The sequence below is a fragment of the Pseudomonas sp. LRP2-20 genome (assembly GCF_024349685.1).
In the GTDB taxonomy this organism is placed as follows: domain Bacteria; phylum Pseudomonadota; class Gammaproteobacteria; order Pseudomonadales; family Pseudomonadaceae; genus Aquipseudomonas.
On the sequence record NZ_AP025944.1, the window covers coordinates 633,323 to 656,533 of the forward strand.

Here is a 23,211-nt window from a genome sequence, read left to right on the forward strand (position 1 = left end):
CTTGTGGATAACATGCGCATAGCTGGCGCCGAGCCCTCTGCCACAAGGGTTTGCAGTATGTGATCAAAAAATGAACAGCGACCTGAACGGCTTGCTGCCAGCGCCCGTCGCGGGCATGCTGCAAAGCTGCCGATTACAACCTACCGTGAGGAACAGAGCATGACGTCCACCGTATTCATCACTGGCGCGACTTCCGGTTTTGGCGAGGCCACTGCCCGCCGCTTCGCCGAAGCTGGCTGGAAGCTGGTGCTCACCGGTCGTCGCAAGGAGCGCCTGGATGCTCTGTGTGCTGAATTGTCGGCCAAGACCGAAGTTCACGGCCTGGTGCTCGATGTGCGTGACCGCAAGGCCATGGAGCAAGCCATCGCCAACCTGCCGGCCGGTTTCGACAAGCTGCGTGGCCTGGTGAACAACGCGGGTCTGGCGTTGGGCGTGGATGCGGCGCAGAACTGCAGCCTGGACGATTGGGAGACCATGGTCGACACCAACATCAAAGGCCTGATGTACACCACCCGCCTGCTGCTGCCGCGCCTGATCGCCCATGGCCGCGGTGCGTCGATCCTCAACGTAGGTTCGGTGGCGGGCAATTACCCGTACCCCGGCAGCAACGTGTATGGCGGCACCAAGGCCTTCGTTGGCCAGTTTTCGCTGAGCCTGCGCTGCGACCTGCGTGGTACCGGCGTGCGGGTGAGCAACATCGAACCGGGCCTGTGCGAGAGCGAGTTTTCGCTGGTGCGTTTCGGCGGTGACCAGGCCAAGTACGACGCAACCTATGCTGGCGCTGAGCCGATCCAGCCGCAGGACATCGCCGAGACCATCTTCTGGATCCTCAACCAGCCGGCCCATATCAATATCAACAGCCTCGAGCTGATGCCGGTGAGCCAGGACTGGGCAGGTTTCTCGATCGATCGGTCCGCCAAGCAATAACTGGAACTGACATGGGCGAACCGATGATTACCGGTTCGCCCATGGTGCTTGGATCACTTCGGGATGTAAGAAAGGTAGGTACGGTCTTGCGGGATGATCTCGAGCAGCTGCAAGACATCATTGATTCCGTCATGCCGACCGAAATCCTCACGCACTGCGTTGCCACTGGTGATACGGCGGAGGCTGAGCAGATAGCTCAGCTTGCCATGAGCGAAGTAGTCGACATTGTCGGACCGGTTGACGATGTCTTGCGCTGCTTTGTTGATTTCCTGCTGGAGATAGTCTGCAAATGTCTGCTTGTTCACTGGCTTGAACCCGGTACATGAAGGAATGTGGAGGGTAAAAGGCAGTGCATTTCAGCTTCAGAAGGAAATCATACCCTTAGTCGCAACGCGCCATCGCTTCGAGGCAAGTAGCCAAATGATAAGGGGTTGAAGAGGGCATGTCGTGCCGGCTTACCGCCCCTTCGCCATCGCGGCATTCATACCAGCCCCCTGCATGCAGGAACTGCTGTTCCATTGCCTTCAGCTGCACCAGTAGCTTCGCCTCATTCCCCGGGCGCAAAACCAGTGCCCGCAGGTATTCCGCCTGTGCCCAGATCCGCTGGGTCGCATCGAGCACCTTGCCATCCACATCGAGCATGGCCAGCACTGCCGCATTGTTTACTCCGCACAGCTCGGCATAGCCGAATGCCCGGTCGATGGATGCATGCAGCGCGGTCCCCCGCAGCAGCGGCGAGGTTTCCAGCAGGTAGAACCATTCGAACTGGTGCCCCGGCTCGAACCAGTTATCCACAGCGCCTCGCGGCTTTTCCAGCATCAGCCCATGCTGCGGGTCAATGAAGTGTGCCTGCAACGATTCGCAAAGCGTGAGCAGCGATTGCTGCACGTGCTCGTCCTCGCGTACCGCCAGCACCTGCAGGAAGGCCTCGGCCAGATGCATCTGAGGGTTCTGCAGTGGGCCGCTGCCGAGGTCGGCCCAGTCTTCGCCGAGGCTGGCTTCATACAGGCCATCATCCCGGGCGAACTGCTCGTCGACCACTTCCAGGGCGGCATTGAGGGTGGCTTCCACCAGCCCTTCGCCGACCTTGCCCCAGTAATGTGCGCAAGCGAACACGATGAAGGCGTGGGTGTAGAGGTCCTTGCGCCGGTCCAGCGGCTTGCCGTCGGCGTCGATGCTGTAGAACCAGCCGCCATGCTCGGCATCGTGGAAGTGCTTCTGCAACGAACGGAACAGCGCCGCCGCCCGTTCGGCCGCACCCGGCTGCTCGATGCGGCTGCTGAACAGGTAAAGCTGGCGGGCACAGGCCATGGCCCGGTAGCGCTGCACCGGCAACGGGCGGTGCTGGGCGTCCAGGGCCTCGTAGGGCAGGGCCATGTCGGCGTTCCAGCCCGGGCCTTGCCACAGCGGCACGATGCAGTCGGCGAAGTGCTGGTTGAAGCGGGCCAGTTCGGGCAGTGCGGGGCGGGGGTTGGGCATGTGGGCGCTCGTCGCTTTCGGGCAGGTCGCCATGGTAGCAGAACTAGGGTTGCGGGTTGGCTGTGTAGGCCTCTTCGCGGGCAAGCCCGCTCCCACAGGTATTGTGTTGCCTTCAGCCCCGGTGCGGTCCCTGTGGGAGCGGGCTTGCCCGCGAAAGGGCCAGAGCAGGAGAGCGATCAGCTGGGGTTACCCAGCCCTTGCCAGTGCCGTGCGCCGACGAAAATGAAGCGCAGCTGCTGGGTGATCTTTTCCCGGGCGCTCAGCACCTGTGGATAACCCGGCTCCGGGCTGTCGATCAGCTCCGGCAGGGTGGCGAACACGGTCTTCACCACCAGGTCGGCCATGACCGCCAGTGCCGCACCGTCCAGGTGCTGCCAGCGCTTCATTCGCGCCAGGTCGGTGGCCAGGTCGTCGCTGATGTCCTGGCGCAGGCGGGCGATGGCCTGGCGCACGGCTTGAGAGCCGCCGTACTGCTCGCGGGCGAGGAACAGAAATTGGGCGCGGTTGGCGGCGACCACGTCGAGGAAGATGCGCACGGAAGCATCGGTGATGCCACCGAGTTCGAATTCGTTATGCCGCACCAGGCGGATGGTCTGGCGGAACGTGGCGTCGACTTCGGCCACCAGCGCCAGGCCCAGGGCATCCATGTCGGAAAAGTGGCGATAGAAGCCGGTCGGTACGATGCCTGCTGCCTTGGCCACTTCGCGCAGGCTGATGCTGCCAAAACCACGGCCACTCTCCATGAGCTGGCAGGCGGCGTCCAGCAGGGCTTGGCGGGTCTGTAGCTTCTGTTCGGCGCGCGGCAGCATGGGGCTGGCTTCTGTGACGGTGAGGCTGGGCACTCTAGATAAAAAAACAAAGCCCGGTCAATGGACCGGGCTGGGAGGGGAGCAAGCCGTGTGACAGAGGTTGTTCTTTTCGGCCATGGCGATCAGCTCACATGACTGATTGCAACCAGGCGATCAGAGCCACCTTCAGCTACGCGGCCACTGCGTTCGATCAGGCGGTCGGAGCCACCTTCGGCAACACGGCCACTGCGTTCGATCAGGCGGTCGGAGCCACCTTCGGCAACACGGCCACTGCGTTCGATCAGGCGGTCGGAGCCACCTTCGGCAACACGGCCACTGCGTTCGATCAGGCGGTCGGAGCCACCTTCGGCAACACGGCCACTGCGTTCGATCAGGCGATCAGAGCCACCTTCTGCGACACGGCCACTGCGTTCGATCAGGCGGTCGGAGCCACCTTCGGCAACACGGCCACTGCGTTCGATCAGGCGATCAGAGCCACCTTCTGCGACACGGCCACTGCGTTCGATCAGGCGGTCCGAACCACCTTCGGCAACAGTTTTCAGCGGTTGGGCGACTTCAGCGGCGCTAGAGCGCGATTCGGCAGTCAGGTGCTGGTCTGCCGCAGGCAGGGCGAAGGCATTGGCAGCAAGAATGGACAGGGTCAGGGACAGCAGAGTGCGTTTCATGGTTCGGTGCTCCTCTCGGGGGCTGGAAAAGTGGGTACGAAGCCAATGCTACGCCCGGTGACGCCAGAGAGAAGTTCATACGGGTAATGGTAACAATCGACGGTATTGATAGCGCCGTTCGAAGGCTCTATTTCAGGTGTTATGTCGCGATTAATGGCTTTTTGCCGGTAATCGGTCCAGGTAACACCGGCAGCCAGGCAAGTGCCCAACCTGAGCAAGAAGGCAGACAAAACTCGCTATCATGGCGCTCTCCGATAAAACCCAGCGGGTTTTCGTCAGTCCGAGATATTGAGTGCCATCGTTACGCCCGCTTCATGCCATGCCGCCAGGAGAACCACGCAATGACGCGTCCCGCCAGAATCCTCGTCTGGACCTTAACCACCTTGTTGACCCTCCTGGCGATCCTGGTCGTGATAATCGCCACTTTCGACTGGAACCGCGTCAAGCCGTTGCTCAACGAGAAAGTGTCCGAGGCCTTGCACCGGCCGTTCGCGATCAATGGCAACCTCGCCGTCCACTGGCGCACCGAGCCGGAAGAAGGCGGCTGGCGCGCCTGGGTGCCGTGGCCGCACTTCATTGCCGAAGACCTGACCCTGGGCAACCCCGACTGGCTGAAGGAGCCGCAGATGGTCGGCCTTGAGCGGGTGGAGTTCCGCCTGGCGCCACTGCCACTGGTATTCCAGCAGATCAGCATCCCGCGCATCGACCTGACCAGGCCAACCGCCAGCCTGACGCGGCTGGCCGATGGCCGTGCCAACTGGACCTTCGACTTCGGGCCAAAGGACGACAACGAGCAACCGTCCAAGTGGCAGCTGGACATCGGTGCCATCGGCTTCGACCAGGGCAATGTCAGCTTCGACGACCAGACGTTGAAAACCAGCATGAAGGTGCAGATCGACCCGCTCGGCAAACCGATCCCGTTCAGCGAAATCGTCGGCAAGGCCAGTGCGGAGAAGGCTGGAGGTGCCCAGGATTATGCGTTCGGGCTCAAAGCTCAGGGTCGTTACAAAGGCCAGCCGGTATCCGGCACTGGCAAGATCGGCGGCCTGCTGGCGTTGCAGGACGCCAGCCAGCCGTTCCCGTTGCAGGCAGACGTACGCATCGCCGATACCCATGTGCGGCTCGCCGGCACTCTGACCGACCCGCGCAACCTCGGCGCGCTGGACCTGCGCTTGCGCCTGTCCGGTGCCAGTCTGGGCAACCTCTACCCGCTGACCGGTGTGACGCTGCCAGACACCCCGGCCTATTCCACCGATGGCCGGCTCAGCGCCAACCTGCATGCAGCCGAAGGCGCCACCTTCAATTACCAGGGCTTCAACGGCAAGATCGGCGACAGTGACATCCATGGTGACCTGGCCTTCGTCGCCAGCCAGCCACGCCCCAAGCTGTCCGGCAACCTGGTGTCCAACCAGCTGCTGTTCAAGGACCTGGCGCCGCTGATCGGCGCCGACTCCAATGCCGAGCAGAAAGCCCGCGGCGGTGCCAGCAAGCAGCCGGCCGACAAAGTGCTGCCGGTGGAGGAGTTTCGCACCGAACGCTGGCGTGCCATGGATGCCGACGTCAGCTTTGCCGGCAAGCGCATCGTGCACAGCGAAAAGCTGCCATTCAACGACCTGTCCGCCCACGTGATCCTCGATGACGGCCTGTTGCGTCTTGAGCCGCTGCGATTTGGCGTGGCCGGTGGCAGCCTGGCGTCCAACATCCGCCTGGATGGCCGCAACGTGCCGCTGCAGGGCAGCGCCCAGCTGACCGCGCGTGGCTTCAAGCTCAAGCAGCTGTTCCCAGGTTTCGCGCCGATGCAGACCAGTTTCGGCGAACTCAACGGCGATGCCGACATCAGTGGCCGTGGCAACTCGGTGGCGGCGTTGCTGGGCACAGCCAATGGCAACCTGCGGCTACTGATCAATGATGGCGCCATCAGCCGCAGCCTGATGGAGATCGCCGGGCTTAATGTGGGTAATTATGTGGTTGGCAAGCTGTTCGGCGACGAGGACGTGAAAATCAACTGCGCGGCGGCGGACGTGGGGATCAAGGACGGGCTGGCGACCACGCGACTGTTCATCTTCGACACCGAGAACGCGATCATCTACATCAACGGCACGGCCAACTTTGCCAGTGAGCAGCTGGACCTGAAGATCAACCCGGAATCCAAAGGCCTGCGGTTGTTCTCGTTGCGTTCACCACTGTACGTACGGGGGCCGTTTGCCAAACCCAGTGCCGGGGTGCAGGCGGTGCCGCTGGCGTTGCGTGGGGCGGGGATGGTGGCATTGGGGGTGGTGGCCGGGCCGGCTGCCGGGTTGCTGGCGCTGGTGGCGCCCAGCAGTGGTGATGAGCCCAACCAGTGCACGCCGTTGCTGCAGCAGATGAAAGCCGGCAAGGCGCCGGCTGCGGTGAAAAAGCAGAAATAGCAGGGGGCTGCTTTGCAGCCCATCGACGCGGTTCGTCGCCACGACAAGCGCGGCTCCCACAAGATTTCCACAGACCTGAGGGTTGTGCAGTCCCTGTGGGAGCCGCGCTTGCTGGCGATGGGCCGCAAAGCGGCCCCTGCGATTAAAGCCCTTGAAGCAGATCGGACATGTCGTCCGCGTGCTCTTCTTCCTGGGCGAGGATGTCTTCGAAGATCCGCCGGGTAGTCGGGTCTTTATCGCCAATGTACTGAATGATCTCGCGATAGCTGTCGATGGCGATCCGCTCAGCCACCAGGTCCTCCAGCACCATCTCCTTCAGCGAACTGCCCGCCACATACTGCGCATGGGAATTCTTGGTGAGGTTGTCCGGGTTGAAGTCCGGCTCGCCGCCCAGCTGCACGATGCGCTCTGCCAGTTTGTCGGCGTGCTCGGCTTCCTGGTTCGCATGTTCGAGGAATTCGCTGGCCGCCACGCTGGCCTTGATTCCGCTGGCCATGAAGTAATGGCGCTTGTAGCGCAGCACGCAGACCAGCTCGGTGGCCAGCGACTCGTTGAGCAGGCGCAGGATTTCCTTGCGGTCGGCATGGTAGCCCTCGGTCACCGCGCCTTGCTCGACGTGCTGACGGGCACGCGCGCGCAGGGTTTGCACATCGGTCAGTTCAACGTTGCTCATGATTGTCTCCAGATGGATCAGCACGGGTGGTCAAGGTAGGCGGGAGGCTCACGCGCCGAGGGCGGCTTTGCTGTCCGCTTCGCGTTGCTTGCAGGTCTTGAAGCCCTTGGCATCGACATGGCCGGTGGCATCGAAGCGCACGTAGTACGGCTGCTGGTGGCCGTCGCGGTTGAGGATGTAGTCGTTGCAGGTGCCGCCGTGCGGCAGGTCGATCACGTTCGACGGGCTGCCGCCGATGGCGATGACTTTCTGCATGGTCATGCCGTTTTCCACCTGCTTGACCAGCGGCTCGTCACGGTAGGTGACGTAGTCCGCCGGGTTTTCCGGGCGGTTGCTGCAGCCGGCCAGGGCCGCGCTTGCCAGAAGGATTGCCAGGGTCTGCTTGTACATGGTCCCGCTCCTTGCAAAGGGTCTGTTCTGGATTGGAACCGCGCGGCACGTCGGGAGTTCGATTGCGATAGTCATCGAAGCGGCGCTAGTGTTGGCCAATCCTCCACGGAAAAGGGCTCAAGCCATGCAGCAGGCGTTGACCACGCGATACCCGTTGGTGCTGGTGCCAGGCATGCTTGGCTTCGTGCGGGTGCTGCTCTATCCGTACTGGTTCGGCATCGTGCCGGCGTTGCGCAAGGGCGGCGCGCAGGTATTCCCGGTGCAGGTCTCGCCGCTGCATTCCAACGAGGTGCGCGGTGAGCAGTTGCTGGCGATCATCGAAGACATCTGCCAGCGCACGGGCGCGGCAAAGGTCAACCTCATCGGCCACAGCCAGGGGGCGCTGAACGCACGCTATGCGGCGGCAAAACGGCCGGATCGGGTCGCCTCGGTCACTTCGGTGGCGGGGCCCAACCATGGGTCGGAACTGGCCGATCACCTGGCACGCACGGCGCCAGGGGACTCACCTCAGGGGCGTATGCTCAGAGCCATCCTGCATGGCCTGGCGGTGCTGCTGGTGTGGCTGGAAACCGGCTGGCGCCGCGACCCGCTGCCGGTCGACGTGCACGCTTCGCACCATGCCCTGACCAGCGCTGGCGTGGCGCTGTTCAACCAGGCTTATCCACAAGGGTTGCCGGAAACCTGGGGCGGGGAGGGCGCGTATGAGGTGAAAGGCGTGCGCTACTACTCCTGGTCCGGCACCTTGCAGCCCGGGTTGACCGATCAGGGGCGCAACCGCTTCGACGGCAGCAGCCGCTTCTGCCGGTTGTTCGCGCGCAGTTTCGTCAGGGAAAAGGGCCATTGCGACGGCATGGTCGGGCGATTCAGCTCGCACCTGGGGCAGGTGATCGGCGATGACTTCCCGCTTGATCACCTGGATATCGTCAACCAGTCGCTGGGCGCCGTGGGCAAGGGCGCCGAGCCGCTGCGGCTGTTCACCGAGCATGCGGCGCGGCTCAAGGCAGCCGGGCTCTAGCGGCGTACCGGCGTGGTCCAGCGCTCGGCCAGAATCACCCCGGCCAAGGTCAGCAGGCCACCGATCAGGTGATAGCTGGCCAGCTGTTCATCGAGGACCAGGGCGGCGATCAGCGCGGTCACCACCGGCAGCAGGTTGAAAAACAGCGTGGTGCGGCTTGGCCCCAGGCGATGCACGGCCTGCATCCACACCAGCGGGGCGATCATCGAGGCAAGCACACAGGCATAAAGCACCAGGCCGATGTTGTGGCCGTTCAGGCCGGTCTTGTCCGAGAGCAGGAACAACGGCAGCAGCACCAGGATGGCCATCAGTACTTGCAGGTACAGCAGCTGCAACGGCGGCAGGCGCAGCTGCCACTTCTTCAGCAGGAAGCTGTACAGCGCGTAGGCCAGGGTCGCCACCAGCATCAGCAGGTCGCCGCTGTTCAAGCCGTGTTCCAGCAAGATGCCGGGCTGGCCAGCCGAGACCACTTCGAGCACGCCGACAAACGACACCACGGCACCTGCCAGGGCGCCGTAGCTCAGGCGCTGGCCCAGCCAGGCGATGGACAGGGCCAGCGACATCAGCGGCATCAGCGAGAGGATGATGCCCATGTTGGTGGCACTGGTGATGCCGGCGGCGAAGTACGCCAGGCTCTGGTAAACGGCCATGCCGAGCACGCCGAGGACGGCCACCTTGCCCAGGTGTGGGCGGATGGCCGCGCGATTGCGCCACACGGCGGGCAACAGGAACGGGGTGAACAGTGCGCCGGCCAGCAGCCAGCGGTAGAAGCCGATCTCGGCAGGGTAGATGGCGCCGGCCGACATCTTGGTGACCACGGTGTTGCCGGCCCAGATGAGGATGGCGAAAAGGGGAAACGCGTAATTCATGCAGCAACTGACTCTTTCGTTTTGGCGGTGACGCCTTGGCTGGCCATTATGAAGGCCCATGCCCGGGCAAAATGTAAAAAATCTTGTCTACACTCAGGCGCATGTCCGTGCATCGGGCGCGGAGTCAAGGAGACCACTCCATGAAAATGCTGCACATGCCCCTGCTGGTGTTGGCCGTGTTGTTCAGCGCGCAAGGGTTTGCCGCCAACACGGCGCAACAGGAAAAGATGAAGACCTGCAACGCCGACGCCACGGCCAAGGCCCTCAAGGGCGATGAGCGCAAGGCGTTCATGAGCACCTGCCTGAAGAAAGATGTGCCCCAGTCGCAGCAGGACAAGATGAAGACCTGCAACGCCGACGCCAGCACCAAGGCGCTCAAGGGTGACGAACGCAAGGCGTTCATGAGCGACTGCCTGAAGAAGAAGTGACCTGCGCCTATGCCTGTGTCCTGAAGGCTGGCAGACTGCGGGCATTCCCGCCGTCTGCCGTCGAGGCTGTATGACTTTCACCCCCCGTCAGATCACCCTGGCCAGCCTGATCATCGTCATGGCTGGTCTGCTGCTGGCCTTGCCGCTGAAATTGCTGCCCAGCCTGTTGGCCGGTTTGCTGGTATTCGAGCTGGTGAACATGCTCACCCCGCGTCTGCAACCGCTGATTGCCGGGCAGCGTGCGCGCTGGCTGGCGGTGGCGCTGCTCGGCACGCTGGTGGTCAGTGTTCTGACCCTGTTGATAGCCGGTGCCTTCAGCTTCCTGCTGCACGAGGCCGAGAACCCCGGCGCTTCGCTGGACAAGTTCATGGGCCTGGTCGAACGCGCCCGCAGCCAGTTGCCACCGTTCATCGAGGCCTACCTGCCGGCCAGCGCGGCGGAATTCAAGGTAGCCATCGGCGACTGGATCAAGAGCCACCTGAGCGACCTGCAACTGGTGGGCAAGGGCATGGCGCACATGTTCGTGACGCTGTTGATCGGCATGATCCTCGGCGCGATCATCGCCTTGCAGCGTATCCCGGACATATCCCGGCGCAAGCCGCTGGCAGCAGCCCTGTTCGAACGGCTGAACCTGCTGGTGCAGGCGTTTCGCAACATCGTCTTCGCGCAGATCAAGATTTCACTGCTGAACACGACGTTCACCGGCATTTTCCTCGCCGTGGTGCTGCCGTCGTTCGGAGTGCACCTGCCGCTGACCAAGACACTGATCGTGCTGACCTTCCTGCTCGGTCTGCTGCCGGTGATCGGCAACCTGATGTCCAACACCCTGATCACCATCGTCGGCATGTCGTTGTCGATCTGGGTGGCGGCGGCGGCGCTGGGCTACCTGATCGTGATCCACAAGGTCGAGTACTTCCTCAACGCGAAGATCGTCGGCGGGCAGATCAGTGCCAAGGCCTGGGAGCTGTTGTTGGCGATGCTGGTGTTCGAGGCGGCGTTCGGCTTGCCGGGTGTGGTGGCCGGGCCGATCTATTACGCCTACCTGAAGAGTGAGCTGAAGCGGGCCGAGCTGGTCTGATCTACCTGTGCCGGCCTCTTCGCGGGCAAGCCCGCTCCCACAGGTACTGCACAGGCTTCAGGCCTTGTGAGATCCCTGTGGGAGCGGGCTTGCCCGCGAAGAAGCTGACACCGATCTGTCAGGCTGCGCCGTAACGCTTGCGGGCTTCAATGGCCAACCCGCTGCCGATGCTGCCAAAGATGTTGCCTTCCACATGCCGCGCATTCGGCAGCATTGCCGAAACACTGTTGCGCAATGCCGGAATCCCGCTCGAACCGCCGGTGAAGAACACCGTGTCGACCTGGCCCGCACTCACCCCAGCCTTGGCCAGCAACTCGGTCACGCTGCCGCGCACCCGCTCCAGCAGCCCTTCGATGGCTTCCTCGAACAGTACCCGGGTCAGGTCCACAGCCAGCTCGCGCTCGACGCGGCCGAGGTCGACGCGGCGGCTGAGCTGCTCGGTCAGCTCGATCTTGCTGGCCTCCACTTCCATCGCCAGCCAGTGCCCGGCGCGCTCTTCGATCAGCTTGAACAGGCGATCGATGCCCAGCGTGTCCTCGATGTCGTAGCGCATGCTGCCCAGGGCCAGCTGCGACTTCTGCGAGTACAGGGCGTTGATGGTGTGCCAGGTCGCCAGGTTCAGGTGGTAGCTGGTGGGCATCAGCGCGCCGCTCTTCATCCGGCTGCCGTAACCGAACAGCGGCATCACGCCCTGCAGGCTCAGCTGCTTGTCGAAGTCGGTACCGCCGATGTGCACGCCGCCGGTGGCGAGGATGTCTTCCTGGCGTTCGGCCACCTGGTGGCGCTCGGGCGACAGGCGGATCAGGGTAAAGTCCGAAGTACCACCGCCAATATCGACGATGAGCACCAGCTCTTCACGGCTGATGCTCGACTCGTAGTCGAACGCCGCGGCAATCGGCTCATACTGGAACGACACGTCCTTGAAACCGATCTTGCGCGCCACCTCGGCCAGGGTGTCCTCGGCCTCCTGGTCGGCTGCCGGGTCTTCGTCGACGAAGAACACCGGGCGGCCCAGCACCACTTGCTCGAATTCGCGACCGGCGGCAGCCTCGGCGCGCTTTTTCAGCTCGCCGATGAACATGCCCAGCAGGTCCTTGAACGGCAGGGCGCTGCCCAGCACGCTGGTGTCATGCTTGATCAGCTTGGAACCCAGCAGGCTCTTGAGCGAGCGCATCAGGCGGCCTTCGTAGCCTTCCAGGTACTCGTGCAGCGCCAGACGGCCATACACCGGGCGACGCTCCTCGATGTTGAAGAACACCACCGACGGCAGGGTGATCTTGCCGTCTTCCAGGGCGATCAGCGATTCGACGCCCGGGCGGTGCCAGCCGACCGTGGAGTTCGAGGTGCCGAAGTCGATGCCCAGGGCGCGGGCCGGCGATACGTCAGACATGGGAAAAGGCTTCCGGAGGCAAAACGGCCGCGCAGTTTATGCCAGTTGGCTACAGAATCAAGACCGATCGTCTGCCTTGAGGCAACCCCAAGCTCGCCTTGAAAGGCTATGCTTGACCCCTATCTTCAGTTGCAACACGTAAATTCACACTGGTGATCCATAGATGGACTTCAAAGACTATTACAAGATACTCGGCGTAGAGCCCACGGCGGACGAGAAGGCGATCAAGGCCGCGTACCGCAAGCTGGCGCGCAAGTATCACCCTGACGTCAGCAAGGAGCGCGACGCCGAGGACAAGTTCAAGGAGGCCAACGAGGCCTACGAGGTGCTGGGTGACGCGCAGAAGCGCGCCGAGTTCGACGAAATCCGCAAGTACGGCGGCCAGCACGGCCGGCCGTTCCAGGCGCCACCGGGCTGGCAGAGCCGCGGCGGCGCGGGTGGCGCGGGCGGTGGCTTCGAGGGCGGCGACTTCTCCGACTTCTTCAGCTCGATCTTCGGTGCCCGCGGCGGCAACCCGTTCGGTGGTGGTGCCCGGCAACAACAACGCAGCGCCGGCAGACGAGGGCAGGACGTGGAACTGGAACTGGCGATCTTCCTGGAAGAAACCCTGAGCAAGGAATCCAAGCAGATCAGCTTCCAGGTGCCGCAGACCAACGCGGCTGGCCAGCGTACCGGGTTCACCACCAAGACCCTGAACGTGAAGATCCCCGCCGGGGTCACCGACGGCGAGCGCATCCGCCTCAAGGGCCAGGGCGCCCCAGGCGTTGGCGGTGGTGCCAATGGCGACCTGTTCCTGACCGTGCGCATGGCACCGCACCCGCTGTTCGATGTCGAAGGTCATGACCTGATCATCACCGTGCCGCTGGCGCCGTGGGAGGCAGCCCTGGGCACCAAGGTGGCGGTGCCGACCCTGACCGGCAAGATCAACCTGACCATCCGCCCCGACAGCCAGAGCGGCCAGCGCCTGCGTGTGCCGGGCATGGGCCTGGCCAACAAGAGCGGCGAGCGCGGCAACCTCTACGCGCAGCTGAAAGTGGTGATGCCGCCGGCCTCCGACGCTGCTACCCGTGAACTGTGGACCCAGCTTTCCGAGAAAGCGGCGTTCGACCCGAGGACACAATGGAGTAAGTGATCATGAGCAGCACCCTGATCGTTCAACTGGACATGCGTACCCTGTGTCAGGAAGCCGATATCACGGCTGACTGCGTGATCGAAATCGTCGAACACGGCATTGTCGAACCTTCGGGGCGAACGCCGGAGGACTGGTTGTTCGACGATCAGGCGCCGCTGCTGGCCAAGCGCGCGGCGAAGCTGCATCAGGATCTGGAACTGGAGTGGGAAGGGGTGGCGCTGGCGCTGGAACTGCTGCAGGAGGTGCAGCAGCTGCGCAGTGAGAACAGCATGCTCAGGCAGCGGCTGGGCAGGTTTATCCAGATGTGAGGGTTACAGGCCCGGCCTCTTCGCGGGCAAGCCCGCTCCCACAGGAATTGCAGAGGTCGCTGTGCGATCACTGTGGGAGCGGGCTTGCCCGCGAAGAGGCCAGTACAGCCAACATCAATTTCAGGCCGGTTCGGCACCTGGGTTCAGCATCAGCTGCATGAAGGTCAGGTCCAGCCAGCGGCCAAACTTCACCCCCACTTGCGGCATCTGCCCGGTCACCACGAAGCCCAGTCGCTCATGCAGGCGCACCGACGCGGCATTGCCGCTCTCGATGGCCGCGACCATCACATGCTTGCCGCACCCGCGCGCCCGCTCGATCAGTGCCGCCATCAGCACCGGGCCCAGGCCCTTGCCACGCTGGTCACCACGCACATACACAGAATGTTCCACGGTCAGGCGAAAACCTTCGAACGGCCGCCAGTCGCCAAACGACGCATAGCCCAGTACGCGGGTGTCATCCACGGCCACCAGGATCGGATAGCCCTGCTGCGCGCGTGCTTCGAACCAGGCCTGGCGGTTGCCCAGGTCCACCGGGGTTTCGTTCCAGATCGCCGTGGTATTGCGCACGGCGTCGTTGTAGATGTCGAGGATGCCCGGCACGTCGGTAGGCAGGGCATCGCGGATTTGGTAACTCATGACAGCGTCTCGCAGGGTGATTGCTTGCAGGTTAAATGGTTACCAGCCCGCGCACACCTTCGGCTTGCATGTTTTCGCCGCGGCCACGCTGGATGATTTCGCCACGGGCCATCACCAGATACTGATCGGCCAGCTCTTCGGCGAAGTCGTAGAACTGTTCCACCAGCAGGATCGCCATGTCGCCCCGCTCGGCCAGGCGCCGGATCACCGCACCGATTTCCTTGATCACCGAGGGCTGGATGCCTTCGGTCGGCTCGTCGAGGATCAGCAACCGCGGGCGGCTGGCCAGGGCTCGGCCGATGGCCAGCTGTTGCTGCTGGCCACCTGACAGGTCACCACCACGGCGCTGTTTCATCTGCTCCAGCACCGGGAACAGTTCGTAGATGAACGCGGGTACTTCACGTGCTTCGCGGGCCGGGAAGCGCGACAGGCCCATCAGCAGGTTTTCCTCGACGGTCAGGCGCGGGAAAATCTCGCGACCTTGTGGCACGTAGGCGATGCCGGCGTGGACTCGCTGCTGGGGCTTGAGTGCGGTGATTGGCTTGCCTTCCCACTCGATAGTGCCCTCGCGGGATGGCACCAGGCCCATCAGGCAGCGCAGCAGGGTGGTCTTGCCCACCCCGTTGCGGCCCAACAGGCAGGTGACTTCGCCGACCTTGGCTTCGAAGGACAGGCCCCGGAGGATGTGGCTGCCGCCGTAGTACTGGTGCAGGGTGTCGATCTTCAGCATGTTGAGTTCCTGGGAGTTCTTCATTGCCTGTGCCGGCCCTTTCGCGGGTGAACCCGCTCCCACAGGGACCGCGCAGTTCTCGAGACCTGCACCGAACCTGTGGGAGCGGGTTTACCCGCGAAGAGGCCGGCACAGGTATCCATATCTAACGGCCCAGATACACCTCGACCACCCGCTCATCCGCCTGCACCTGTTCCAGCGAACCTTCCGCCAGCACGCTGCCCTGGTGCAGCACGGTCACATGGTCGGCAATGCTGCCGACGAAACCCATGTCATGCTCCACCACCATCAGCGAGTGCTTGCCGGCCAGGCCCTTGAACAGCTCGGCGGTGAACTCGGTCTCGGCATCGGTCATGCCCGCCACCGGTTCGTCGAGCAACAGCAGTTGTGGCTCCTGCACCAGCAGCATGCCGATCTCGAGGAACTGCTTCTGCCCGTGCGACAGCAGGCCGGCCTGGCGCTGGGCCAGTGGCAGCAGGCGCAAGGTGCTCAGTACCTCCTCGATGCGCTGGCGCTGCTCGCCGCTCAGGCGCGCGGCCAGGCTGGCCCACACCGACTTGTCGGTCTTCAGCGCCAGCTCCAGGTTCTCGAACACCGTCAACGCCTCGAACACCGTGGGCTTCTGGAACTTGCGACCGATGCCGGCCTGGGCGATCTGGTATTCGCTCATGCGGGTCAGGTCGAGGGTGTCGCCGAAGAAGGCGCTGCCCGTGTCGGGGCGGGTCTTGCCGGTGATCACGTCCATCATCGTGGTCTTGCCGGCGCCGTTGGGGCCGATGATGCAGCGCAGCTCACCGACGCCTATGTACAGGTTCAGCGCGTTGAGGGCCTTGAAGCCATCGAAGCTGACGCTGATGTCCTCAAGGCTCAGCACCGTGCCGTGGCGGGTGTCGAGGCCGGCCTTGCGGCTCTGGCCCAGGCCAATGGCGTCGCGGCCGGCACCGAGGGTGTCGAACACCGGTTCGAGCATGAACTCCGGGTGTACCGGGGGCACGCCTCTCATGACTGGCTCCTTTTCTTCAACAGGCCGACCACGCCCTTGGGCAGGTACAGGGTGACGAGGATGAACAGCGCACCGAGGAAGAACAGCCAGAATTCCGGGAAGGCCACGGTGAACCAGCTCTTCATGCCATTGACCAGGCCGGCACCGAGCAGCGGGCCGATCAGCGTGCCGCGCCCGCCCAGGGCCACCCACACGGCGGCTTCGATGGAGTTGGTCGGCGACATTTCGCTGGGGTTGATGATGCCCACCTGCGGCACGTACAGCGCACCGGCCAGGCCACACAGCACGGCGCTCAGCACCCACACCAGCAGCTTGAAACCGCGGGGGTCGTAGCCGCAGAACATCAGGCGGTTCTCGGCGTCGCGCACGGCGGTGAGCAGGCGCCCGAACTTGCTCTGGGTCAGGCGCCAGCACAGGTACAGGCTGGCCAGCAGCAGGCCGACGGTGAGCAGGAACAACACCGCGCGGGTGCCCTGCGCGGCGATGTCGAAGCCGAGGATGGTGCGGAAGCTGGTGAAACCGTTGTTGCCGCCGAAGCCCGTTTCGTTACGGAAGAACAGCAGCATGCCGGCGAAGGTCAGGGCCTGGGTCATGATCGAGAAGTACACGCCCTTGATCCGCGAGCGGAAGGCGAACCAGCCGAACACCAGCGCCAGCAACCCAGGCGCCAGCACTACCAGGCACAGGGCCCAGGCGAAGTGCTGGGTACCGGCCCAGTACCAGGGCAGTTCGCTCCACGACAGGAAGGTCATGAACCCCGGCAGGCCGTCACCGGCCGCCTGGCGCATCAGGTACATGCCCATGGCGTAGCCGCCGAGGGCGAAGAACAGGCCGTGGCCCAGCGACAGCAAGCCGGCATAGCCCCAGACCAGGTCCAGCGCCAGGGCGACGATGGCGTAGCAGAGGATCTTGCCGACCAAGGTCAGGGTGTAGGCCGAAACGTGCAGCGCGTGATCCGCCGGCAGCAGCGACAGCAGCGGCAGGGCCACCAGCAGCAGGACGACGACCGCGCCAATGGCCAGCGACAGCCGTGGCCCGGCCTTTTGCGTAGCGGTGACAAGCAGTGGCTGGTTCATCAGTCGATTACCCGTCCCTTGAGGGCGAACAAGCCTTGCGGGCGCTTCTGGATGAACAGAATGATCAACGCAAGGATGAGGATCTTGCCGAGTACCGCACCGATCTGCGGCTCCAGCAACTTGTTGGCGATGCCGAGGCCGAATGCTGCCCAGAGGCTGCCGGCCAGTTGCCCGACACCGCCGAGCACCACCACCAGGAACGAGTCGATGATGTAGCTCTGGCCCAGGTCCGGGCCGACGTTGCCGACCTGGCTCAGGGCCACGCCGCCAAGGCCGGCGATGCCCGAGCCGAGGCCGAAGGCGAGCATGTCGACACGCCCGGTGGAGACGCCGCAGCAGGCGGCCATGTTGCGGTTCTGGGTGACGGCGCGAACGTTCAGGCCCAGCCGCGTGCGGTTGAGCAGCAGCCAGGTGAGCAGCACCACCGCCAGGGCGAAGCCGATGATCACCAGGCGGTTGTACGGCAGCACCAGGTTCGGCAGCAGCTGGATGCCGCCGGACAGCCAGGCCGGGTTGCTGACTTCGACGTTCTGCGCGCCGAACAGCAGGCGGATGGCCTGGATCAGGATCAGGCTGATGCCCCAGGTCGCCAGCAGGGTTTCCAGCGGGCGCCCGTAGAGGTGGCGGATCACCGTGCGCTCCAGGGCCATGCCGACCCCGGCGCTGACCATGAAGGCCACTGGCAGCGCGATCAGCGGGTAGAACTCGATGGCGCCGGGGGCGTAGCGCTGCATCAGCACCTGCACCATGTAGGTGCTGTAGGCGCCGAGCATGAGCATCTCGCCATGGGCCATGTTGATCACCCCGAGCAGGCCGAAGGTGATCGCCAGGCCGAGCGCGGCCAGCAGCAGGATCGAGCCCAGCGACAGGCCGCTGAAGGCCTGGCCGAGCAGCTCGCCGACCAGCAGCTTGCGCTTGACCTGGGCCAGGCTGGTTTCGGCGGCGGTGCGCACGCCCGGGTCGCTCTCGGCGCCTGGTTGCAGCAAGGCTTCGAGGCGGGTGCGGGCCATTGGGTCACCGGTTTCGCCGAGCAGGCGCACAGCAGCCAGGCGCACCGCCGGCTCGCTGGCGCCCAGTTGCAGGTTGGCCAGGGCCAGGCCAAGGGCGGCGTGCACGGCGGCGTCCGGTTCGCGGGTGAAGCACCGGTCGAGGAAGGCCATCTGTGCCGGTTGCGCGCTCTTTTGCAGCTGTTGGGCTGCAGCCAGGCGGATTGCGCTGTTGTCGCTGAGCAACTGGTGGCTGGCCAGGGCGTTGTCGATCAGGCCACGCAGGCGGTTGTTCAGGCGCACCTTGCGTGAGTCATCGGCGGCGATGCGGCCCTGGCGCAGGTTGTCCAGCAGTGGCAGGCGCGCGGCATCGGGTTGCGCCGCCCAGCTTTCGAGCAGTTGGGCCTGCTCGGCGGGCTTGGCGGTGAGGAAGAATTCGCCCTCGCTGGCCTGGCTGGCCAGGGGTAGGAGCAGCAGCAGGGTGAGCAGGAGTCTGAGCATTCGGGCAGTCCTGGAATACAGTGGTGGATTCTTCGCGGGCAAGCCCGCTCCCACAGGTACGGGGAAAGGTTTGAAGCCTGCGCGGTCCCTGTGGGAGCGGGCTTGCCCGCGAATGGGCCGCAAGGCGGCCCCAATGCACTCAGTTACCTTTCACCGCGTAATCAGGGCGTTTGTCGTTACCCGGAATGAACGGGCTCCACGGCTGTGCCCGCAGCGGTTGCTCGGTTTCCCACACGACGCTGAACTGCCCGTCATCCTGGATCTCGCCGATCATCACCGGCTTGTGCAGGTGGTGGTTGGTCTTGTCCATGGTCAGGGTAAAGCCCGACGGTGCCTTGAAGGTCTGCCCGGCCAAGGCTTCGCGGACCTTGTCGACATCGGTGGACTTGGCCTTCTCGGCGGCCTGGGCCCACATGTGGATACCGACGTAGGTGGCTTCCATCGGGTCGTTGGTCACCGCCTTGTCGGCACCCGGCAGGCCCTTGGCCTTGGCGTAGGCCTTCCAGTCGGCGACGAACTTCTGGTTGACCGGGTTATCCACCGACTCGAAGTAGTTCCACGCCGCCAGGTGGCCCACCAGCGGCTTGGTGTCGATGCCGCGCAGTTCTTCTTCGCCTACCGAGAACGCCACCACCGGCACGTCGGTGGCCTTCAGGCCCTGGTTGGCCAGTTCCTTGTAGAACGGCACGTTGGAGTCGCCGTTGACGGTGGAGATGACGGCAGTCTTGCCGCCGGCGGAGAACTTCTTGATGTTGGCGACGATGGTCTGGTAATCGGCGTGACCGAACGGTGTGTAGACCTCTTCGATGTCCTTGTCGGCCACGCCCTTGCTGTGCAGGAAGGCGCGCAGGATCTTGTTGGTGGTGCGTGGGTAGACGTAGTCGGTGCCCAGCAGGAAGAAGCGCTTGGCGCTGCCGCCATCTTCGCTCATCAGGTATTCCACGGCCGGGATGGCCTGTTGGTTGGGCGCGGCGCCGGTGTAGAACACGTTCGGCGACATCTCTTCACCCTCATACTGCACCGGGTAGAACAGCAGGCCGTTGAGTTCCTCGAACACCGGCAGCACCGATTTGCGCGACACCGATGTCCAGCAGCCGAACACCACCGCGACCTTGTCCTGGGTCAGCAGCTGGCGGCTCTTTTCGGCGAACAGCGGCCAGTTGGAGGCCGGGTCGACCACCACCGGTTCGAGCAGCTTGCCATTCACACCGCCCTTGGCGTTGATCTCGTCGATGGTCATCAGCGCCATGTCCTTGAGCGAGGTCTCGGAAATGGCCATGGTCCCGGACAGCGAATGCAGGATGCCGACCTTGATGGTCTCGGCGGCCTGGATGCTCCAGCTCAGGCCCATTGCGGCAATCGATGCGCTAAGGGTAAAGGCCTTGATCAGACTGCGTCGCTTCATGTGCTCTCTCCGCTGAGTACTTTTAGGGTGTTGGCCAAGCGGGGAGGGGCATTGCAAGGGGTGTGCCTAACGGCAGAAGGTGCGTAATAGACGGGATGTGCGAGGTGTTGGGGCGTTTTGCAGGTCCAGCTTGGTGCCTGGCAGATTGGTGTGCACAGGATTGGGGCCGCTGTGCGGCCCATCGCCGGCAAGCGCGGCTCCCACAGGAAGTTGCGTTCCCCGGTGGGAGCCGCGCTTGCCGGCGATGGGCTGCAAAGCAGCCCCAGCAGAATCAGCCGTCACGCACAGCCGAACGAGGATGACGACGGCTACGCACGAACTGGTAGGTCACCGCCAGCAGCAGGAACCAGATCGGCGTCACCACCAGCGCCGAGCGGGTATCCGCTTCCAGGCTCAGCAACACCAGGATGAAGGCAAAGAAGGCCAGGCACACGTAGCACATGAAGCGCCCGCCCGGCATCTTGTAGTTCGACGCCTGGTGCAGCGCGGCGCGGTGCTTGCGGTACTTCAGGTACGACAGCAGGATCAGTGTCCAGACGAACATGAACAGCACCGCCGACACCGTGGTCACCAGGGTGAACGCTTCAATCACGTTCGGCACCAGGTAGATCAGCACCGCCCCCAGCAGCAGGCAGGCACAGGAGAAGAACAGGCCGTTGGCCGGCACCGAACGGCTCGACAGTTTCTCGAATGCGCGTGGCGCGTCACCTTCCTGGGACAGGCCGTAGAGCATGCGGCTGGTGGAGAACACGCCGCTGTTGGCCGACGAGGCCGCCGAGGTCAGCACCACGAAGTTGATGATGCTCGCCGCCGCCGGCAGGCCGGCCAGCACGAACAGTTCCACGAACGGGCTCTTGCCCGGTACCACGTCGCGCCATGGGGTTACGGCCATGATCGCGATCAGGGCCAGCACGTAGAACACGATGATCCGCACCGGGATAGAGTTGATCGCCCGCGGCAGGGTGCGCTCGGGGTTCTTCGCTTCAGCAGCGGTAGTGCCCACCAGCTCGATGCCGACGAAGGCGAACACGGCGATCTGGAAACCGGCGAAGAAGCCCATCAGGCCATTGGGGAACATGCCGCCGTCGTTCCACAGGTTGGCCAGTTGCGCGGTGCGCCCGCTGGGCGAGGTGAAGCCGGTGATGACCATGTACAGGCCAGTGGCGACCAGGCCGAGAATGGCGACGATCTTGATCAGGGCGAACCAGAACTCCAGTTCACCGAACATCTTCACCGTCACCAGGTTCAGCGACAGTAGCACGGCCACACAGGCCAATGCCGGTATCCACTGCGGCAGGTCCGGGAACCAGAACTGCGTGTAGGCGGCAATGGCGACCACGTCGGCGATGCCGGTCACCACCCAGCAGAACCAGTAGGTCCAGCCGGTGAAATAGCCGGCCCAGGGGCCGAGCAGGTCGGCGGAGAAGTCGATGAACGACTTGTAGTTGAGGTTCGACAGCAGCAGTTCGCCCATGGCGCGCATGACGAAGAACAGCATGAAGCCGATGATCATGTAGACGAAGATGATCGATGGCCCCGCCAGGCTGATGGTCTTGCCCGAGCCCATGAACAGGCCGGTGCCGATGGCGCCGCCGATGGCGATCAGCTGGATGTGGCGGTTGGTCAGGTTACGCTGCAGATGTTGTTCATCTGGCGCGTTGGGAGAAGTTTGCGTCATCAAGCTGCATTCCGTTGAAAGGTCAGTCTTCTTGTCAGAGGTAGCCGGTTAGGCTAACACGCTCGTGCCAGATCGGGGCGCGACAGATCGACTCGACTTTTGGGGTGCAGCATTCTCCTGTGCCGGCCTCTTCGCGGCTAAAGCCGCTCCTACAGGTACTGTGCTATCCCTGTGGGAGCGGGCTTGCCCGCGAAGAGGCCAGTGCAGGTATCAGGCGCTGGCCAGCACCCGGCGGCGCCGCACCACCAGGCTATCGACCACCCACATCACCACCATCGACACCCCCACCAGCGGGAACATCGCGCCCAGCACCAGCATCACCCCCACCGCCGCCTTCCAGCGCGGCAGGTCATGGCGCAGCGGCGGCACGCCAAGGCCACCCTCGGGCCGGCGTTTCCACCACATCACCAGGCCGCTGACCGAGCCCAGCAGGATCATCAGGCACACCAGCAGAATGATGATCTGGTTCAGCGGCCCGAACATCTTGCCCTCGTGCAGCATCACGCCCAGTTCGGTAGCGCGGGCCACCGGGCTGTAGTCCTGCCAGCGCACATCGGCCAGCACCTTGCCGGTGTACTGGTCGACATGCAGGGTCGCGTCGTTGCGTGGGTCGTCGGCGAACACGGCGATGGTGTACACGCCTTCTGCCGTGGTCGGCGCAGTAATGCTGTAGCCCGCTTGCACCTGGCGTGCAGTGGCGATGTCTTCCACTTGTTGCAGGCTCACCTGTGGCGCGGCCGGAGCGCTGTCCATCATGTGATGCCCGGCATGCTCGGCATGCGCACCGGACTGCGGCATTGGCGTGTTCTCCATCGCCCACGGTACGGTCTGGCGGTGCGCGCTGTTCAGCTCGCGGGCCTCCTGGTCCGACTTGGGCACGTCATTCCACATGGCCGCCGGGAAGCGGTTCCACAGATCGGCGTACTGTTTGCCCCACATGCCGGTCCAGGTCATGCCACTGACCAGCATCAGCAACAGCAGGGCAGAACCCCAGAACCCGGTCACCGCATGCAGGTCGCGCCAGAACAGCCGACCGCGGGCCGACAGCCGCGGCCACAACACACCGGCGCCATTGCGCCCGCGTGGCCACCACAGGTACAGGCCGGACACCACCAGCACGATGCCCCAGCCTGCGGCCAGTTCCACCAAACGGTCACCAACCGTGCCGACCATCAGTTCGCCGTGCAGGGCGCGGGCGATGGCCTGCAGGTTCTGCTTGCCGTCCTGCTCGCCAAGGACCTTGCCGCTGTACGGGTCGACGAACACATTCAGCTCGCGGCCGCCGTAGTGCACCACGAACTGCGCGCTGCGCTCGGCGTCGATCGGCGGCAGGTACTGGCCGACATGGCCCTTCGGGTAGGCCTGGCGCACTTCGGCCAGCAGGGTGTCGGCGCTCTGTCGATGGTGGCCGGCCTCGACCACCATCAGGTCACGGTACAGCAGCGGGTCGAGCTGCGGCTTGAACAGGTAGATGATCCCGGTGATCGCCAGCAGGATCATGAACGGGGCCACGAACAGCCCCGCATAGAAGTGCCAGCGCCAGGCCAGGTTGTAGAAAGAGATGCGCGTTCCGCTCATGGGAACCTCCTGTTTGACCAGCTGATGGGCGCGGCCGAAGCCACGCC

23 protein-coding genes are annotated in these 23,211 nt (G+C 64.0%); 8 read left to right on the top strand and 15 right to left on the bottom strand.

Annotated elements, in window-relative coordinates; translation table 11 throughout:
* Positions 1-159: 159 nt before the first annotated feature.
* Both OCX61_RS02645 and OCX61_RS02650 read left to right on the top strand, forming a co-directional pair.
* A complete protein-coding gene (locus OCX61_RS02645; protein ID WP_261942490.1) occupies positions 160-927 on the top strand; it encodes an SDR family oxidoreductase in 768 nt (255 codons plus the stop codon).
* An 11-nt stretch (positions 928-938) separates the two neighbouring features.
* On the top strand, positions 939-1,253 hold the full coding sequence (locus tag OCX61_RS02650; RefSeq protein WP_261942491.1) for a hypothetical protein: 315 nt from the start codon (positions 939-941) through the stop codon (positions 1,251-1,253).
* A gap of 55 nt (positions 1,254-1,308) precedes the next feature.
* Here OCX61_RS02650 and OCX61_RS02655 read toward each other — a convergent pair whose 3' ends face one another.
* The 3 genes from OCX61_RS02655 to OCX61_RS02665 all read right to left on the bottom strand — a co-directional run bounded on the left by OCX61_RS02655 (position 1,309) and on the right by OCX61_RS02665 (position 3,880).
* Complete coding sequence (locus OCX61_RS02655) at positions 1,309-2,406, bottom strand: AGE family epimerase/isomerase (RefSeq protein WP_261942492.1); 1,098 nt, start codon at positions 2,404-2,406, stop codon at positions 1,309-1,311.
* A 176-nt stretch (positions 2,407-2,582) separates the two neighbouring features.
* Positions 2,583-3,215: a TetR family transcriptional regulator gene (locus tag OCX61_RS02660; RefSeq protein ID WP_261942493.1), complete on the bottom strand. Its 633-nt coding sequence runs from the start codon at positions 3,213-3,215 to the stop codon at positions 2,583-2,585.
* A 122-nt stretch (positions 3,216-3,337) separates the two neighbouring features.
* Entirely contained in the window at positions 3,338-3,880 is a 543-nt protein-coding gene (locus OCX61_RS02665; protein ID WP_261942494.1) for a phage infection protein, read from the bottom strand.
* Between the two features lie 341 nt (positions 3,881-4,221).
* On the opposite strand from OCX61_RS02665, the gene OCX61_RS02670 reads away from it, so the two are divergent.
* Positions 4,222-6,288 carry an AsmA family protein gene (locus OCX61_RS02670; protein ID WP_261942495.1) on the top strand — a complete coding sequence of 689 codons (2,067 nt, stop codon included), beginning with the start codon at positions 4,222-4,224 and terminating at the stop codon, positions 6,286-6,288.
* A 142-nt stretch (positions 6,289-6,430) separates the two neighbouring features.
* On the opposite strand, the gene OCX61_RS02675 is transcribed toward OCX61_RS02670, so the two are convergent.
* Positions 6,431-6,961: a ferritin-like domain-containing protein gene (locus OCX61_RS02675; protein WP_261942496.1), complete on the bottom strand. Its 531-nt coding sequence runs from the start codon at positions 6,959-6,961 to the stop codon at positions 6,431-6,433.
* A gap of 48 nt (positions 6,962-7,009) precedes the next feature.
* Positions 7,010-7,351, bottom strand: coding sequence for an osmotically-inducible lipoprotein OsmE (gene osmE, locus OCX61_RS02680; protein WP_261942497.1), 342 nt, complete (start codon positions 7,349-7,351; stop codon positions 7,010-7,012).
* A gap of 124 nt (positions 7,352-7,475) precedes the next feature.
* Between osmE and OCX61_RS02685 the strand changes: the two genes are divergently transcribed.
* Complete coding sequence (locus tag OCX61_RS02685; RefSeq protein WP_261942498.1) at positions 7,476-8,366, top strand: esterase/lipase family protein; 891 nt, start codon at positions 7,476-7,478, stop codon at positions 8,364-8,366.
* Here the strand turns inward: OCX61_RS02685 and OCX61_RS02690 are convergent.
* Positions 8,363-9,235, bottom strand: coding sequence for a DMT family transporter (locus OCX61_RS02690; protein WP_261942499.1), 873 nt, complete (start codon positions 9,233-9,235; stop codon positions 8,363-8,365). The genes OCX61_RS02685 and OCX61_RS02690 overlap by 4 nt on opposite strands.
* A gap of 140 nt (positions 9,236-9,375) precedes the next feature.
* Here OCX61_RS02690 and OCX61_RS02695 point away from each other — a divergent pair, with 140 nt between their 5' ends.
* Positions 9,376-9,663 carry a PsiF family protein gene (locus OCX61_RS02695; RefSeq protein WP_261942500.1) on the top strand — a complete coding sequence of 96 codons (288 nt, stop codon included), beginning with the start codon at positions 9,376-9,378 and terminating at the stop codon, positions 9,661-9,663.
* A 70-nt stretch (positions 9,664-9,733) separates the two neighbouring features.
* Positions 9,734-10,741: an AI-2E family transporter gene (locus OCX61_RS02700; protein WP_261942501.1), complete on the top strand. Its 1,008-nt coding sequence runs from the start codon at positions 9,734-9,736 to the stop codon at positions 10,739-10,741.
* Positions 10,742-10,859: 118 nt separating this feature from the next.
* Here OCX61_RS02700 and OCX61_RS02705 read toward each other — a convergent pair whose 3' ends face one another.
* The gene (locus OCX61_RS02705) at positions 10,860-12,131 is read right to left on the bottom strand and encodes an Hsp70 family protein (RefSeq protein WP_261942502.1); all 1,272 of its coding nucleotides are present in this window, start codon (positions 12,129-12,131) and stop codon (positions 10,860-10,862) included.
* A gap of 163 nt (positions 12,132-12,294) precedes the next feature.
* Between OCX61_RS02705 and cbpA the strand changes: the two genes are divergently transcribed.
* A complete protein-coding gene (gene cbpA, locus OCX61_RS02710; RefSeq protein ID WP_261942503.1) occupies positions 12,295-13,263 on the top strand; it encodes a curved DNA-binding protein in 969 nt (322 codons plus the stop codon).
* 2 nt (positions 13,264-13,265) lie between these two features.
* Complete coding sequence (locus OCX61_RS02715; RefSeq protein ID WP_261942504.1) at positions 13,266-13,571, top strand: chaperone modulator CbpM; 306 nt, start codon at positions 13,266-13,268, stop codon at positions 13,569-13,571.
* A gap of 120 nt (positions 13,572-13,691) precedes the next feature.
* On the opposite strand, the gene OCX61_RS02720 is transcribed toward OCX61_RS02715, so the two are convergent.
* The 8 genes from OCX61_RS02720 to OCX61_RS02755 all read right to left on the bottom strand — a co-directional run bounded on the left by OCX61_RS02720 (position 13,692) and on the right by OCX61_RS02755 (position 23,164).
* A complete protein-coding gene (locus OCX61_RS02720; RefSeq protein ID WP_261942505.1) occupies positions 13,692-14,207 on the bottom strand; it encodes a GNAT family N-acetyltransferase in 516 nt (171 codons plus the stop codon).
* A 31-nt stretch (positions 14,208-14,238) separates the two neighbouring features.
* Positions 14,239-14,937: an urea ABC transporter ATP-binding subunit UrtE gene (gene urtE, locus OCX61_RS02725; RefSeq protein WP_261942506.1), complete on the bottom strand. Its 699-nt coding sequence runs from the start codon at positions 14,935-14,937 to the stop codon at positions 14,239-14,241.
* A gap of 145 nt (positions 14,938-15,082) precedes the next feature.
* Positions 15,083-15,940 carry an urea ABC transporter ATP-binding protein UrtD gene (gene urtD, locus OCX61_RS02730; RefSeq protein ID WP_261942507.1) on the bottom strand — a complete coding sequence of 286 codons (858 nt, stop codon included), beginning with the start codon at positions 15,938-15,940 and terminating at the stop codon, positions 15,083-15,085.
* Positions 15,937-17,016 carry an urea ABC transporter permease subunit UrtC gene (urtC, locus tag OCX61_RS02735; RefSeq protein WP_261942508.1) on the bottom strand — a complete coding sequence of 360 codons (1,080 nt, stop codon included), beginning with the start codon at positions 17,014-17,016 and terminating at the stop codon, positions 15,937-15,939. Before urtC ends, urtD begins: the two co-directional genes overlap by 4 nt.
* Positions 17,016-18,503 (bottom strand): urea ABC transporter permease subunit UrtB, encoded by a 1,488-nt coding sequence (gene urtB, locus OCX61_RS02740; protein WP_261942509.1) that lies wholly within the window; start codon positions 18,501-18,503, stop codon positions 17,016-17,018. Before urtB ends, urtC begins: the two co-directional genes overlap by 1 nt.
* A gap of 139 nt (positions 18,504-18,642) precedes the next feature.
* Positions 18,643-19,908 (bottom strand): urea ABC transporter substrate-binding protein, encoded by a 1,266-nt coding sequence (urtA, locus tag OCX61_RS02745; protein WP_079229882.1) that lies wholly within the window; start codon positions 19,906-19,908, stop codon positions 18,643-18,645.
* Positions 19,909-20,179: 271 nt separating this feature from the next.
* Entirely contained in the window at positions 20,180-21,586 is a 1,407-nt protein-coding gene (cycA, locus tag OCX61_RS02750) for a D-serine/D-alanine/glycine transporter (protein WP_261942510.1), read from the bottom strand.
* 210 nt (positions 21,587-21,796) lie between these two features.
* Entirely contained in the window at positions 21,797-23,164 is a 1,368-nt protein-coding gene (locus tag OCX61_RS02755; protein ID WP_261942511.1) for a PepSY-associated TM helix domain-containing protein, read from the bottom strand.
* Positions 23,165-23,211 lie beyond the last annotated feature (47 nt).